Genomic DNA, 13,096 nt, shown 5'->3' on the forward strand with positions numbered 1-13,096 from the left:
TTTTCGACTGAGCTGCTGCCCCGCCTAGCGGTTGCTGGATACCTGATGACGCTGCCTGCCGACATCCCTTCCGACCTGCTGCCACCGCGCGTTCGCCCGGTGGACCGGCTTGGCTTTACCCTGTTCCTGGCTGCCCTGGTGCACCTGGCGCTGATCCTTGGTGTGGGCTTCACCGTGGTCAAACCGGCCGAAATCCGCCAGACCATGGACATCACCCTGGCCACCTTCAAGAGCGAGAAGGCGCCGAACAAGGCTGACTACCAGGCCCAGGCCAACCAGCAGGGCAGCGGCACGCTGGAAAAGAAAGCGGTGCCGACCACCACCGAAGTGGCGCCGTTTCAGGACAGCAAGATCAACAAGGTCACCCCGCCGCCTGCGGCCAAGCCGGAGGTAGCGCCACCGCCCGTGCCGGAGAAATCCGCGGTGGCGACCAAGGCGCCGAAAGCGCAGAAGGTCGAGCCCAAGCCCAAGGAAAGCAAGCCACAGCCCAAGCCGCCAGCGGCCACCCCGGACTTCGACAGTTCGCAATTGTCGAGCCAGATCGCCAGCCTTGAGGCGGAGCTTTCCAACGAACAGCAGATGTACGCCAAACGGCCGAAGATTCACCGCCTCAATGCGGCGTCGACCATGCGCGACAAGGGCGCCTGGTACAAGGAAGAGTGGCGCAAGAAGGTCGAGCGGGTGGGCAACCTGAATTACCCCGACGAGGCACGTCGGCAACAGATCTACGGCAACTTGCGGATGATGGTGTCGATCAACCGCGATGGCTCGCTGTACGAGGTGCTGGTGCTCGAGTCATCCGGGCAGCCGGTGCTGGACCAGGCGGCCCAGCGCATCGTGCGCCTGGCCGCGCCCTTTGCGCCGTTCACCGGCGACCTGGCCGAGTTCGACCGGCTGGAAATCATCCGCACCTGGCGCTTTGCCCGCGGCGACCGCCTGTCGAGCAACTGATCCGAAATTGCCGGGGCCGCTTTGCGGCCCTTTCGCGACACAAGGCCGCTCCCACAGGAACCGCGCGCTCCCTGTGGGAGCGGCCTTGTGTCGCGAAAGGGCTGCGCAGCAGCCCCAAAACAGCCAAGCCGAGCACCTTGTCAGCCTCGCCACCTGGCGCCACACTATCCCCCATGAAAACCCTCACCCCGAGCTACCTCAAGCATCAGTTCCTGATCGCCATGCCGCACATGGCCGATCCGAACTTCGCCCAGACCCTCACGTACATCGTCGAGCACAACGCCAATGGCGCCATGGGCCTGGTGGTCAACCGACCACAGGAGCTGAACCTGGCCGACATTCTCGAGCAGTTGCGCCCCAACGAGGTACCTCCGGCCAGCACCTTGCACGTGCCCATCTACCAAGGTGGCCCGGTGCAGACGGACCGCGGCTTCGTCCTGCACAGCAGCGAATGCAGCTACCAGGCCACCGTCGAACTGCAGGGCCTGTCGCTGTCCACTTCGCAGGACGTGCTGTTCGCCATCGCCGAAGGCGTAGGGCCACAGCAAAGCCTGATCACCCTGGGTTATGCCGGCTGGGAAGCGGGCCAGCTGGAAGCGGAACTGGCCGACAACGCCTGGCTCAACTGCCCGTTCGACCCGGACATCCTCTTCGCCATGGCCAGCGAACAACGCCTCGGCGCCGCCGCCCGCAGCCTGGGGATCAACCTCAGCTTGCTGACCAGCCAGGCGGGGCACGCCTGATGGCCGAATTACGCCTGCTGCTGGGCTTCGACTACGGCAGCAAACAGATCGGCGTCGCCGTCGGCCAGGTGATCACCGGCCAGGCCCGCGAGCTGTGCACCTTGAAGGCGCAGAACGGCGTGCCGGACTGGGCCCAGGTGGAAAAGCTCATCAGCGAGTGGAAGCCCGATGCCATCGTCGTCGGCCTGCCGCTGAACATGGACGGCACACCCAGCGAAATGAGCGAGCGCGCGGAAAAGTTCGCCCGCCGCCTCAATGGCCGCTTCAACGTGCCGGTGCACACCCACGACGAACGCCTGACCACCTTCGAGGCCAAAGGCGAGCGCCTGGCCCGTGGCGGCCAGCGCGGCAGCTACCGTGACAACCCGGTCGACGCCATCGCCGCAGCCTTGCTGCTGCAAGGCTGGCTGGAGGCCAACACCTGATTTTTCCCGCGTTTACGTCGAGGCAATGACAACGCCCCCGGCGCCCCCAGGAGATACGCAATGAGCCTACCCAATCCCGCCGACCTGATCCGGCAGATGGCTGTCGACCTTCGCGCCCATCTGGCCCGCCGCAACATCACCGAACCGCGCTTTATCGGCATCCGCACAGGCGGCGTCTGGGTTGCCCAGGCCCTGCAGGAAGCGATGGCCGACCACAGCCCGCTCGGCACTCTGGACGTGTCGTTCTATCGCGATGACTTCAGCCAGAACGGCCTGCACCCGCAGGTGCGCCCCTCGGAGCTGCCATTCGAAGTCGAAGGCCAGCACCTGGTGCTGATCGATGACGTGCTGATGAGTGGCCGCACCGTCCGCGCCGCGCTCAACGAATTGTTCGATTACGGCCGCCCGGCCAGTGTCACCCTGGTCTGCCTGCTCGACCTGGATGCCGGCGAACTGCCCATTCGCCCCAACGTGCTCGGCGCCACCCTGTCGCTGGCCGCCCATGAACGGGTAAAATTGACCGGACCCGCACCGCTCGCCCTCGAGCGCCAGGACCTCGCCACCGCTTCTGCCCTTTAAGAGTCCCCTCGCGATGACGCCAATCGACGCCAAGCGCCCGCTGCAGCTCAATGATCAGGGCCAGCTGCGCCATTTCCTCTCGCTCGACGGTTTGCCCCGCGAACTGCTGACCGAGATCCTCGACACCGCCGACTCGTTCCTCGAAGTCGGCGCCCGGGCCGTGAAGAAGGTCCCGTTGCTGCGCGGCAAGACCGTGTGCAACGTGTTCTTCGAAAACTCGACCCGTACCCGCACCACCTTCGAACTGGCCGCCCAGCGCCTGTCGGCCGACGTGATCAGCCTGAACGTGTCGACCTCCTCGACCAGCAAAGGCGAGACCCTGTTCGACACCCTGCGCAACCTCGAAGCCATGGCCGCCGACATGTTCGTCGTGCGTCACTCCGACTCCGGCGCTGCGCATTTCATCGCCGAGCACGTGTGCCCGGACGTCGCCGTGATCAACGGCGGTGACGGCCGCCACGCGCACCCGACCCAGGGCATGCTCGACATGCTGACCATCCGCCGTCACAAGGGCAGCTTCGAGAACCTCTCGGTGGCGATCGTCGGTGACATCCTGCACTCGCGCGTGGCACGTTCCGACATGCTCGCGCTGAAGGCGCTGGGCTGCCCGGACATCCGCGTGATCGGCCCAAAAACCCTGATCCCGGTCGGTATCGAGCAGTATGGCGTGAAGGTCTACACCGACCTTGCCGAAGGCCTCAAGGACGTCGACGTGGTGATCATGCTGCGCCTGCAGCGCGAGCGCATGGCCGGTGGCCTGTTGCCCAGTGAAGGCGAGTTCTACCGCCTGTTCGGCCTCACCACCGCACGCCTGGCCGGCGCCAAGCCCGACGCCATCGTCATGCACCCGGGCCCGATCAACCGCGGCGTGGAGATCGAATCGGCGGTGGCCGACGGCAAACACTCGGTGATTCTCAACCAGGTCACCTACGGCATCGCCGTGCGCATGGCCGTGCTGTCCATGGCCATGAGCGGGCAGAACGCGCAACGTCAATTCGACCAGGAGAACGCTCAGTGACCATCAGCATTCTTGGCGCCCGGGTCATCGACCCTGTCAGCGGCCTGGACCAGGTCACCGACCTGCACCTGGATGGCGGCCGCATCGCCGCAATCGGCGCCGCCCCGGCCGGCTTCAGCGCCAGCCGAACCATCGAAGCTGGCGGCCTGATCGCCGCGCCCGGCCTGGTCGACCTCGGCGTCTCGCTGCGCGAGCCGGGCTACAGCCGCAAGGGCTCGATCGCCAGTGAAACCCGCGCCGCCGTGGCCGGTGGCGTCACCAGCCTGTGCTGCCCACCGCAGACCAAGCCGGTGCTGGACACTTCGGCTGTGGCCGAACTGATCCTCGACCGCGCCCGCGAAGCGGCCAACAGCAAGGTCTACCCGATCGGCGCCCTGACCAAGGGCCTGGAGGGCGAGCAACTGGCCGAGCTGGTTGCCCTGCGCGACACCGGTTGCGTGGCCTTCGGCAACGGCCTGAAGGAAATCCCCAACAACCGTACCCTGGCCCGTGCCCTGGAGTACGCCGCCACTTTCGACCTGACCGTGGTGTTCCACTCCCAGGACCGCGACCTGGCCCAGGGTGGCCTGGCCCACGAAGGCGCCATGGCCAGCTTCCTCGGCCTGCCCGGCATCCCGGAGACCGCCGAGACCGTCGCCTTGGCGCGCAACCTGCTGCTGGTGGAACAGACCGGCGTGCGTGCGCACTTCACCCAGATCACCAGCGCCCGTGGCGCACGGCTGATCGAACAGGCCCAGCAGTTGGGCCTGCCGGTGACCGCCGACGTGGCGCTGTACCAGCTGATCCTTACCGACGAGTCGCTGCGTGAGTTCTCCAGCCTGTACCACGTGCAGCCACCCCTGCGCACCGCCGCCGACCGCGACGGCCTGCGCGCGGCGGTGAAATCGGGGGTGATCCAGGCGATCTCCAGCCACCACCAGCCCCACGAGCGCGATGCCAAGCTGGCGCCGTTCGGCGCCACCGAGCCGGGTATCAGCAGCGTCGAACTGCTGCTGCCGCTGGCCATGACCCTGGTCGAGGACGGCCTGCTCGACCTGCCGACCCTGCTCGCCCGCTTGAGCAGCGGCCCGGCCAAGGCCATGCGCCTGCCGGCCGGTGAGCTGAAAGTCGGCGGCGCCGCCGATCTGGTGCTGTTCGACGCCAAGGCGTCGACGATTGCCGGTGAGCAATGGCTGTCGCGTGGCGAGAACTGCCCGTTCATCGGCCACTGCCTGCCGGCGGCCGTGCGTTATACCTTGGTCGATGGGCACGTCTGCCACGAGGCCTGAGTAGCCCCTGTGGGAGCGGCCTTGCCGGGGCGCCGGACCGGTCGGAAAGGGCTGCGTAGCGGCCCCAGGATCTCTGCATCATGCATAGATTGCCGGGGCCGCTTTGCGGCCCTTTCGCGACACCAGGCCGCTCCCACATTGATCGCGCTCAAGCTTCAGCCTGCGGCGACCATTCATCCCCCGCGGTTGAAATCCTTCCCCCCACCCCCATATGAGTCTGCATCAGGCAATTTTGCCCCGCTGCGTGGAGACTCTCCCCTTGACCACCATCGTTTCTGTCCGCCGTAACGGCAAAGTCGTCATGGGCGGCGACGGCCAGGTATCCCTCGGCAACACCGTGATGAAAGGCAACGCCAAGAAAGTCCGTCGCCTGTACAACGGTCAAGTGATCGCCGGTTTCGCCGGTGCCACCGCCGACGCCTTCACCTTGTTCGAGCGCTTCGAAGCCCAGTTGCAGAAACACTCCGGCCATCTGGTGCGTGCCGCCGTCGAGCTGGCCAAGGAATGGCGTACCGACCGTTCCCTCAGCCGCCTGGAAGCCATGCTGGCGGTGGCCAACAAGGATGCATCGCTGATCATCACCGGCAACGGTGACGTGGTCGAGCCGGAAGACGGCCTGATCGCCATGGGCTCCGGTGGCGGTTACGCCCAGGCTGCAGCCCGCGCCCTGCTGAACAAGACCGACCTGTCGGCCCGGGAGATCACCGAGACTGCCCTGAACATCGCCGGTGACATCTGCGTGTTCACCAACCACAACCTGACCATCGAGGAGCAGGACCTGGCCGAGTAATCAGCTGTTCTGGCGTCCCGCTCATGGCGGGGCTTTTCCACGCTGACCTACTCCGCTCGAGGACCATTTTCATCATGTCCATGACCCCCCGCGAGATCGTCCACGAACTCAACCGTCACATCATCGGCCAGGACGACGCCAAACGCGCTGTCGCCATTGCCCTGCGCAACCGCTGGCGGCGGATGCAGCTGCCGGTCGAGCTGCGCGCCGAAGTGACCCCGAAGAACATCCTGATGATCGGCCCTACCGGCGTCGGCAAGACCGAAATCGCCCGCCGCCTGGCCAAGCTGGCCAACGCACCGTTCCTCAAGGTCGAGGCCACCAAGTTCACTGAAGTGGGCTATGTCGGCCGCGATGTCGAGTCGATCATCCGTGACCTGGCCGATGCCGCGCTGAAGATGCTGCGCGAGCAAGAGATCGTCCGCGTGCGCCACCGTGCCGAGGACGCCGCCGAAGACCGCATCCTCGACGCCCTGCTGCCGCAGGCGCGGGTCAGCAGCTTCAGCGAGGAAGCCGCGCAGACCAGCACCGATTCCAACACTCGCCAGCTGTTCCGCAAGCGCCTGCGCGAAGGCCAGCTGGACGACAAGGAAATCGAGATCGAAGTGGCCGAGAACATGGGCGTGGAAATCGCCGCGCCACCCGGCATGGAAGAGATGACCAACCAGCTGCAGAGCCTGTTCGCCAACATGGGCAAAGGCAAGCGCAAGACCCGCAAGCTGAAGGTCAAGGACGCCCTGAAGATGGTGCGCGACGAAGAAGCCAGCCGCCTGGTCAACGAGGAAGAGCTCAAGGGCAAGGCCCTGGAAGCGGTCGAGCAGCACGGCATCGTGTTCATCGACGAAATCGACAAGGTGGCCAAGCGTGGCAACGTCGGCGGTGCCGATGTCTCCCGTGAGGGCGTGCAGCGCGACCTGCTGCCCCTGATCGAAGGCTGCACCGTCAACACCAAGCTGGGCATGGTCAAGACCGACCACATCCTGTTCATCGCTTCCGGTGCGTTCCACCTGAGCAAGCCGAGCGACCTGGTACCGGAGCTGCAGGGGCGTCTGCCGATCCGTGTCGAGCTCAAGGCACTGACCCCGGAAGACTTCGAGCGCATCCTGAAAGAGCCCCACGCGTCGCTGACCGAGCAATACAGTGCGTTGCTCAAGACCGAAGGCCTGAACATCGAGTTCGCCGCCGACGGCATCAAGCGCCTGGCCGAGATTGCCTACCAGGTGAACGAGAAGACCGAGAACATCGGTGCCCGCCGCCTGCACACCCTGCTCGAGCGTCTGCTCGAAGAGGTGTCGTTCAGTGCCGGCGACCTGGCCAGCAGCCACGACGAAGCGCCGATTGTCATCGATGCTGCATACGTGAACGGCCACCTCGGTGAGCTGGCGCAGAACGAAGACCTGTCGCGCTACATCCTGTAAGCCCGCACGGGGTCGCGAAGCGGCCCCTTGCACAATGGCCTGAATCACTCGAAGCTTGCACCATCAGCTCCCGAGAGATTCAGACCATGGCCCGCCTGCCCACCGCCATCAACCTGCACAAAGCCTCCAAGACCCTTAGCCTCACCTACGCCCCTGGCGAGGTCTACCAGCTGCCAGCCGAATTCCTGCGGGTGCACTCCCCCTCCGCCGAGGTCCAGGGCCACGGCAACCCCATCCTGCAGTTCGGCAAGATCAACGTCGGCCTCATCGGCCTGGAACCTGCCGGCCAATATGCACTGAAATTGACCTTCGACGACGGCCACGACAGCGGCCTGTTCACCTGGGAATACCTCGAACAGCTGTGCCTGCGCCAGGAACAGCTGTGGGCCGACTACCTCGAAGAGCTGCACAAGGCCGGCAAGTCCCGCGACCCGGCGGAATCGGTGGTCAAACTCATGCTCTAGCGCAAGCCTTCCAGGCTTTAGAGCGCATTTTCTAATCTCATCTGTTTGAATGCCTTACAGACAACTCTTGAACGGGTTGTCTTGCGCATTACATGAAAGTCGGGTAACCAATGGAGCTGGCAAGTTCCCTGCATCGCCTTGAAGGCAATCAGGTACTGGCCGGTATGTAGAGGTCGCGAGCGAAAGCAGGCTGTCTTCACACGCAGAACCCCCCGCAGCTCATCGCCGAAAGCATCCGGCCCGCAGCACCGCTGTTCCTTATCACTGGTCACCCGAGTAGCAGTACCGGGCTGTCCGCTGTGCAGTGCGCCACAGCAATCCGGTACTCGTCTCAGGACAACGGAGCGTCGTAGATGAGTAACAAGAACAACGATGAGTTGCAGCGGCAGGCCTCGGAAAACACCCTGGGGCTGAACCCGGTCATCGGCATCCGCCGCAAAGACCTGCTGAGCTCTGCACGTACCGTGCTGCGTCAGGCCGTGCGCCAGCCGCTGCACAGTGCCAAGCATGTGGCGCATTTCGGCCTGGAGCTGAAGAACGTGCTGCTGGGCAAGTCCAGCCTCGCCCCGGCAGGTGACGACCGTCGCTTCCAGGACCCGGCCTGGAGCAAGAACCCGCTTTATCGCCGCTACCTGCAAACCTACCTGGCCTGGCGCAAGGAGCTGCAGGAGTGGGTCGGCAACAGTGACCTGTCGCCCCAGGACATCGCCCGCGGCCAGTTCGTCATCAACCTGCTGACCGAGGCCATGGCGCCGACCAATACCCTGTCCAACCCGGCGGCCATCAAACGCTTCTTCGAAACCGGCGGCAAGAGCCTGCTGGACGGCCTGTCCAACCTGGCCAAGGATGTGGTCAACAACGGTGGCATGCCCAGCCAGGTCAACATGGACGCGTTCGAGGTCGGCAAGAACCTCGGCACCAGCGAAGGCGCCGTGGTCTACCGCAACGATGTGCTGGAGCTGATCCAGTACAGCCCCATCACCGAACAGGTGCATGCCCGCCCGCTGCTGGTGGTCCCACCGCAGATCAACAAGTTCTACGTCTTCGACCTGAGCCCGGAAAAGAGCCTGGCGCGCTTCTGCCTGCGCTCGCAGCAGCAGACCTTCATCATCAGCTGGCGCAACCCGACCAAGGCCCAGCGCGAGTGGGGCCTGTCGACTTACATCGATGCGCTGAAGGAAGCCGTCGATGCCGTACTGGCAATTACCGGCAGCAAGGACCTGAACATGCTCGGGGCCTGCTCCGGCGGCATCACCTGCACGGCGCTGGTCGGCCACTATGCCGCGCTGGGTGAACAGAAGGTCAATGCCCTGACCCTGCTGGTCAGCGTGCTGGACACCACCTTGGACACCGAGGTCGCACTGTTCGTCGACGAACAGACGCTCGAAGCCGCCAAGCGCCACTCCTATCAGTCCGGCGTACTCGAAGGCAGCGACATGGCCAAGGTGTTCGCCTGGATGCGCCCCAACGACCTGATCTGGAACTACTGGGTCAACAACTACCTGCTCGGCAACGAGCCCCCAGTGTTCGACATCCTGTTCTGGAACAACGACACCACGCGCTTGCCGGCCGCCTTCCATGGCGACCTGATCGAGATGTTCAAGAACAACCCGCTGACCCGGCCCAATGCCCTTGAAGTGTGCGGCACCCCCATCGACCTGAAGAACGAGCAGTGCGACATCTTCAGCGTCGCCGGCACCTCCGACCACATCACGCCGTGGCAATCGTGCTACCGCTCGGCGCACCTGTTCGGCGGCAAGATCGAGTTCGTGCTGTCCAACAGCGGGCATATCCAGAGCATCCTCAACCCGCCTGGCAATCCCAAGGCCCGCTTCATGACCGGCGCCGACCGCCCGGGTGACCCGGTGGCCTGGCAGGAAAACGCCGAAAAGCACGCCGATTCCTGGTGGCTGTACTGGCAGGCCTGGCTGGGCGAGCGCGCTGGCGACCTGAAAAAGGCCCCGACGCGCCTGGGCAACCGTGCCTATGCCGCCGGCGAGGCGGCACCAGGCACCTACGTACACGAGCGTTGAGTCGCAATGCCGTGGCCGCCTGGAGCGTGCCACGGTGCATTTTCAAGCCATAGAGCCACGCGCATGCCGCTACCCTACATCTTCCGCACCGTCGAGCTGGACGACCAATCCATCCGTACTGCGGTGCGCCCGGGCAAGCCGCACCTGACGCCGCTGCTGATCTTCAACGGCATCGGCGCCAACCTGGAGCTGGTGTTCCCGTTCATCGAGGCACTCGACCCAGACCTGGAAGTCATAGCCTTCGACGTGCCCGGCGTGGGGGGCTCATCCACTCCTCGCCACCCGTACCGCTTTCCCGGCCTGGCCAAGCTGACCGCACGCATGCTTGATTACCTGGACTACGGCCAGGTGAATGTCATCGGCGTGTCCTGGGGAGGCGCGCTGGCCCAGCAATTCGCCCACGACTACCCCGAGCGCTGCAAGAAGCTGGTACTGGCAGCCACCGCCGCCGGTGCGGTAATGGTGCCGGGCAAGCCCAAGGTGCTGTGGATGATGGCCAGCCCCAGGCGCTACGTGCAGCCATCGCATGTCATCCGCATCGCGCCGCTGATCTACGGTGGCGGTTTTCGCCGTGATCCCGACCTGGCCATGCACCATGCGGCCAAGGTGCGCTCGGGCGGCAAGCTGGGGTACTACTGGCAACTGTTCGCCGGCCTTGGCTGGACCAGCATTCACTGGCTGCACAAGATCCAGCAACCGACCCTGGTGCTGGCGGGCGATGACGATCCATTGATCCCGCTGATCAACATGCGCCTGCTGGCCTGGCGAATTCCCAATGCCCAGCTACACATTATCGACGACGGTCATCTGTTCCTGATCACCCGGGCCGAGGCTGTCGCACCCATCATCATGAAGTTTCTCCAGCAAGAGCGTCAGCGCGCGGTCATGCACCCCAGTCCGGCCTCTGGTGGCTGAATTGTTGCTTGCTGTTGCACGAGCACGACTGATGAGTACGACCGTGGCCTGACAAGGGAGTTGTTGCCATGAAAGAAAAACCGGCCAAAGGAACGTCAACGCTTCCCGCCACCAGCATGAACGTACAGAACGCCATCCTCGGCTTGCGGGGTCGCGACCTGGTTTCCACCTTGCGCAGTGTTGGCCGTCATGGCCTGCGCAACCCGTTGCATACCGCCCGCCACCTGCTGGCCCTGGGCGGGCAGCTGGGCCGGGTGATGCTCGGCGACACGCCCTATCAGCCGAGCGCGCGTGATGCACGCTTCAACGATCCGACCTGGAGCCAGAACCCGTTCTACCGACGCGGTCTGCAGGCCTATCTGGCGTGGCAGAAACAGACCCGCCTGTGGATCGAGGAAAGCCACCTGGACGACGATGACCGGGCCCGTGCGCACTTTCTGTTCAACCTGATCAACGATGCGCTGGCACCGAGCAACTCGCTGCTCAACCCGTTGGCGGTCAAGGAACTGTTCAACACCGGTGGGCAGAGCCTGGTGCGCGGTGTCGCCCACTTGCTCGACGACCTTCGCCACAACGACGGGCTGCCCCGTCAGGTCGATGAGCGCGCCTTCGAAGTGGGCGGCAACCTGGCGACCACGCCCGGCGCCGTGGTGTTTCGCAACGACCAGCTGGAGCTGATCCAGTACAGGCCGATGAGTGAAAAGCAGCATGCCCGGCCCGTGCTGGTGGTGCCGCCACAAATCAACAAGTACTACATCTTCGACCTGCAGCCGACCAACAGCTTCGTCCAGTACATGCTCAAGAACGGCCTGCAGGTGTTCATGGTCAGCTGGCGCAACCCTGACCCTCGTCACCGCGAGTGGGGCCTGTCGAGTTATGTACAGGCGCTGGAAGAGGCGCTGAACGCCTGCCGCAGCATCAGCGGCAGCCGCGACCTGAACTTGGTGGGCGCCTGCGCCGGCGGTTTGACCATGGCGGCGCTGCAGGGCCACCTGCAGGCCAAGCACCAGCTGCGCCGGGTACGCAGTGCCACCTACCTGGTCAGCCTGCTCGACAGCAAGTTCGACAGCCCGGCCAGCCTGTTCGCCGACGAACAGACCATCGAGGCGGCCAAGCGTCGCTCGTACCAGCGCGGTGTGCTGGATGGCGGCGAGGTGGCGCGGATCTTCGCCTGGATGCGGCCCAACGACCTGATCTGGAACTACTGGGTCAACAACTACCTGCTCGGCAAGACGCCGCCGGCCTTCGACATCCTCTACTGGAACGCCGACAGCACGCGCCTGCCGGCCGCGCTGCACGGTGACCTGCTGGACTTCTTCAAGGTCAACCCGCTGACCCACGCCGCTGGCCTGGAGGTGTGCGGCACCCCCATCGACCTGAAGCAGGTCGACCTTGACAGCTTCACCGTGGCGGGTAGCAACGATCACATCACGCCATGGGACGCAGTGTACCGCTCGGCCTTGCTGCTCGGTGGCGACCGGCAGTTCGTGCTGGCCAACAGCGGGCACATCCAGAGCATCATCAACCCACCCGGCAACCCCAAGGCGTACTACCTGGAAAACCCCAGGCTATCGAGCGACCCACGCGCCTGGTTCCACGACGCGCAGCGCCGCGACGGCAGCTGGTGGCCGTTGTGGCTGGAGTGGATCACGCCGCGCTCCGGCCCGCTCAAGGCGCCACGCACTGAACTGGGCAACGCCACGTATCCACCGCTGGGCCCTGCGCCAGGCACCTATGTCCTGACCCGATGAGCACGCTGACTGGATGAAGACCCGAGACCGTATCCTCGAATGCGCCCTGCAGCTGTTCAACGCGCAGGGCGAACCCAATGTCTCGACCCTGGAGATCGCCAACGAGCTGGGCATCAGCCCGGGCAACCTGTATTACCACTTCCACGGTAAGGAGCCATTGATTCACGGGCTGTTCGACCGCTTCGAGGAAGCCTTGATGCCGCTGCTCGACCCACCGCTGGAGGTGCGTCTGGAGGCCGAGGATTATTGGTTGTTCCTGCACCTGATCGTCGAGCGCATGGCCCAGTACCGGTTCCTGTTCCAGGACCTGTCCAACCTGACCGGGCGCCTGCCGAAGCTGGCAAGGGGCATGCGCAGCCTGATCAACGCACTCAAACGCACCTTGGCGGCACTGCTGGCCAGCCTGAAGGGTCAGGGGCAAGTGGTCAGTGAGACGCAGGCATTGGGCCAACTGGTGGAGCAGATCACCCTGACCTTGATGTTCTCGCTGGATTACCAGCGGGTGCTGGGGCGCGAGGGCGATGCGGGGATCGTGGTGTATCAGGTGATGATGCTGGTAGCACCGCATCTTCAAAAGCAGGCACGGGAATCCGCAGAACAACTAGCGGTACGCTATCTGGAGGGGTAGAGCTGCCCGAAGCTCGCTGTATGGCGTTGCAATAGCACGAACATTCGCATCGCAGGTGCCGTAAACATGTACGGCGACGGCCATGAGGCTAGTGCGCAGACTGAGGCGCCATA

At 64.6% G+C, this 13,096-nt stretch carries 13 protein-coding genes; all 13 read left to right on the top strand.

The features are described from left to right. Positions 1-45 precede the first annotated feature (45 nt). Positions 46-951: an energy transducer TonB gene (locus L6D64_RS10945; RefSeq protein WP_176508179.1), complete on the top strand. Its 906-nt coding sequence runs from the start codon at positions 46-48 to the stop codon at positions 949-951. A gap of 173 nt (positions 952-1,124) precedes the next feature. Continuing rightward, positions 1,125-1,694: a YqgE/AlgH family protein gene (locus tag L6D64_RS10950; RefSeq protein WP_054884307.1), complete on the top strand. Its 570-nt coding sequence runs from the start codon at positions 1,125-1,127 to the stop codon at positions 1,692-1,694. After that, a complete protein-coding gene (ruvX, locus tag L6D64_RS10955; RefSeq protein WP_176508178.1) occupies positions 1,694-2,119 on the top strand; it encodes a Holliday junction resolvase RuvX in 426 nt (141 codons plus the stop codon). The genes L6D64_RS10950 and ruvX overlap by 1 nt, the downstream gene beginning before the upstream one ends. Positions 2,120-2,179: 60 nt before the next feature. Further along, a complete protein-coding gene (gene pyrR / locus L6D64_RS10960) occupies positions 2,180-2,698 on the top strand; it encodes a bifunctional pyr operon transcriptional regulator/uracil phosphoribosyltransferase PyrR (protein ID WP_176508177.1) in 519 nt (172 codons plus the stop codon). 13 nt (positions 2,699-2,711) lie between these two features. Further along, a complete protein-coding gene (locus L6D64_RS10965) occupies positions 2,712-3,716 on the top strand; it encodes an aspartate carbamoyltransferase catalytic subunit (RefSeq protein WP_054884304.1) in 1,005 nt (334 codons plus the stop codon). Further along, on the top strand, positions 3,713-4,984 hold the full coding sequence (locus L6D64_RS10970) for a dihydroorotase (protein WP_176508176.1): 1,272 nt from the start codon (positions 3,713-3,715) through the stop codon (positions 4,982-4,984). The genes L6D64_RS10965 and L6D64_RS10970 overlap by 4 nt, the downstream gene beginning before the upstream one ends. A gap of 259 nt (positions 4,985-5,243) precedes the next feature. Then, the gene (hslV, locus tag L6D64_RS10975; protein ID WP_054884302.1) at positions 5,244-5,774 is read left to right on the top strand and encodes an ATP-dependent protease subunit HslV; all 531 of its coding nucleotides are present in this window, start codon (positions 5,244-5,246) and stop codon (positions 5,772-5,774) included. A 74-nt stretch (positions 5,775-5,848) separates the two neighbouring features. Next, positions 5,849-7,192, top strand: a complete 1,344-nt coding sequence (hslU, locus tag L6D64_RS10980) for an ATP-dependent protease ATPase subunit HslU (RefSeq protein WP_176508175.1) — start codon at positions 5,849-5,851, stop codon at positions 7,190-7,192. 86 nt (positions 7,193-7,278) lie between these two features. Then, the gene (locus L6D64_RS10985; protein ID WP_054884300.1) at positions 7,279-7,656 is read left to right on the top strand and encodes a gamma-butyrobetaine hydroxylase family protein; all 378 of its coding nucleotides are present in this window, start codon (positions 7,279-7,281) and stop codon (positions 7,654-7,656) included. Between the two features lie 353 nt (positions 7,657-8,009). Then, on the top strand, positions 8,010-9,689 hold the full coding sequence (phaC, locus tag L6D64_RS10990) for a class II poly(R)-hydroxyalkanoic acid synthase (protein WP_176508174.1): 1,680 nt from the start codon (positions 8,010-8,012) through the stop codon (positions 9,687-9,689). Between the two features lie 63 nt (positions 9,690-9,752). Continuing rightward, positions 9,753-10,604 (top strand): poly(3-hydroxyalkanoate) depolymerase, encoded by an 852-nt coding sequence (gene phaZ, locus L6D64_RS10995; protein WP_060509739.1) that lies wholly within the window; start codon positions 9,753-9,755, stop codon positions 10,602-10,604. A 68-nt stretch (positions 10,605-10,672) separates the two neighbouring features. After that, a complete protein-coding gene (gene phaC, locus L6D64_RS11000; protein WP_176508173.1) occupies positions 10,673-12,355 on the top strand; it encodes a class II poly(R)-hydroxyalkanoic acid synthase in 1,683 nt (560 codons plus the stop codon). A 13-nt stretch (positions 12,356-12,368) separates the two neighbouring features. Next, complete coding sequence (locus tag L6D64_RS11005; RefSeq protein ID WP_176508172.1) at positions 12,369-12,983, top strand: TetR/AcrR family transcriptional regulator; 615 nt, start codon at positions 12,369-12,371, stop codon at positions 12,981-12,983. Positions 12,984-13,096 lie beyond the last annotated feature (113 nt).

The sequence above is a fragment of the Pseudomonas urethralis genome, assembly GCF_021602465.1.
In the GTDB taxonomy this organism is placed as follows: Bacteria; Pseudomonadota; Gammaproteobacteria; order Pseudomonadales; family Pseudomonadaceae; genus Aquipseudomonas; species Aquipseudomonas vlassakiae.

What these genes read in the sequence shown, in the direction of transcription:
- L6D64_RS10945 (WP_176508179.1), top strand. Translation starts at nt 46, where the DNA reads ATGACGCTGCCTGCCGACATCCCTTCCGACCTGCTGCCACCGCGCGTT.
- L6D64_RS10950 (WP_054884307.1), top strand. Translation starts at nt 1,125, where the DNA reads ATGAAAACCCTCACCCCGAGCTACCTCAAGCATCAGTTCCTGATCGCC.
- ruvX (WP_176508178.1), top strand. Translation starts at nt 1,694, where the DNA reads ATGGCCGAATTACGCCTGCTGCTGGGCTTCGACTACGGCAGCAAACAG.
- pyrR (WP_176508177.1), top strand. Translation starts at nt 2,180, where the DNA reads ATGAGCCTACCCAATCCCGCCGACCTGATCCGGCAGATGGCTGTCGAC.
- L6D64_RS10965 (WP_054884304.1), top strand. Translation starts at nt 2,712, where the DNA reads ATGACGCCAATCGACGCCAAGCGCCCGCTGCAGCTCAATGATCAGGGC.
- hslU (WP_176508175.1), top strand. Translation starts at nt 5,849, where the DNA reads ATGTCCATGACCCCCCGCGAGATCGTCCACGAACTCAACCGTCACATC.
- L6D64_RS10985 (WP_054884300.1), top strand. Translation starts at nt 7,279, where the DNA reads ATGGCCCGCCTGCCCACCGCCATCAACCTGCACAAAGCCTCCAAGACC.
- phaC (WP_176508174.1), top strand. Translation starts at nt 8,010, where the DNA reads ATGAGTAACAAGAACAACGATGAGTTGCAGCGGCAGGCCTCGGAAAAC.
- phaZ (WP_060509739.1), top strand. Translation starts at nt 9,753, where the DNA reads ATGCCGCTACCCTACATCTTCCGCACCGTCGAGCTGGACGACCAATCC.
- phaC (WP_176508173.1), top strand. Translation starts at nt 10,673, where the DNA reads ATGAAAGAAAAACCGGCCAAAGGAACGTCAACGCTTCCCGCCACCAGC.
- L6D64_RS11005 (WP_176508172.1), top strand. Translation starts at nt 12,369, where the DNA reads ATGAAGACCCGAGACCGTATCCTCGAATGCGCCCTGCAGCTGTTCAAC.